The sequence below is a fragment of the Pseudomonas sp. NBRC 111138 genome (assembly GCF_001320835.1).
In the GTDB taxonomy this organism is placed as follows: Bacteria; Pseudomonadota; Gammaproteobacteria; order Pseudomonadales; family Pseudomonadaceae; genus Aquipseudomonas; species Aquipseudomonas paracarnis.
Genome location: NZ_BCBO01000175.1, coordinates 1 through 1,044, shown reverse-complemented (window position 1 = coordinate 1,044; position 1,044 = coordinate 1). Strand labels below are relative to the sequence as shown.

Annotated in this window: 1 protein-coding gene; it reads left to right on the top strand. The window is 57.3% G+C overall.

Annotation, left to right across the window (positions count from 1 at the left end; all coding sequences use genetic code 11):
• Nucleotides 1-90: 90 nt before the first annotated feature.
• Nucleotides 91-1,032 carry a rhodanese-related sulfurtransferase gene (locus APH41_RS27240; protein WP_014719256.1) on the top strand — a complete coding sequence of 314 codons (942 nt, stop codon included), beginning with the start codon at nucleotides 91-93 and terminating at the stop codon, nucleotides 1,030-1,032.
• Nucleotides 1,033-1,044 lie beyond the last annotated feature (12 nt).

Here is a 1,044-nt window from a genome sequence, read left to right as displayed (position 1 = left end):
TGATAGAATCCGCAACGCGCCGCTTAGCCGGCGCGTTTTTTTTGCATCCGGTTCACCCCTTACGAGGGTAGCCACCTGGAGAGAACACCCATGACTCAACCGATTGTCGTGGCGGCACTGTATAAGTTCGTCACCCTCGAAGATTACGTCGCCCTGCGCGAGCCCCTGTTGCAGGCGATGGTCGATAACGGCATCAAAGGCACCTTGCTGATCGCCGAAGAAGGCATCAACGGCACCGTTTCCGGCAGCCGCGAAGGTATTGATGGCCTGATGGCCTGGCTCAAGAAAGACCCACGCATGGTCGACATCGACCACAAAGAGTCTTACTGCGACGACCAGCCGTTCTACCGCACCAAGGTCAAACTCAAGAAAGAGATCGTGACCCTGGGTGTCGAAGGCGTGGACCCGAACAAAAAGGTGGGTACCTACGTCGACCCGCAGGATTGGAACGCGCTGATCAGCGACCCGGAAGTATTGTTGATCGACACCCGTAACGACTACGAAGTGTCCATCGGCACCTTTGAAGGCGCAATCGACCCGAAAACCACCAGTTTTCGCGAATTTCCCGACTACATCAAAGCCAACTTCGACCCGGCCAAGCACAAGAAGGTCGCCATGTTCTGCACTGGCGGCATTCGCTGTGAGAAGGCGTCGAGCTACATGCTCAGCGAAGGCTTCGATGAGGTCTACCACCTCAAGGGCGGTATCCTGAAGTACCTCGAAGAGGTGCCCCAGGAAGAAACCAAATGGCAGGGCGACTGCTTTGTGTTCGACAATCGCGTGACCGTGCGCCACGACTTGAGTGAAGGCGACTACGATCAATGTCATGCCTGCCGCACACCCGTGAGCGTAGAAGACCGCGCCTCCGAGCATTACGTGGCGGGCATCAGTTGCCCCCATTGCTGGGATAAGCTGCCGGAGAAGACTCGTCGCAGTGCGATCGACCGCCAGAAGCAGATCGAACTGGCCAAGGCCCGCAACATGCCGCACCCGATTGGTTACAACTACAAGCAAACCCCTTCCGAGGCCTGAGCCATGTCTGCG

Coding starts and splice junctions, on each gene's coding strand:
- APH41_RS27240 (WP_014719256.1), top strand. CDS start 91: ATGACTCAACCGATTGTCGTGGCGGCACTGTATAAGTTCGTCACCCTC.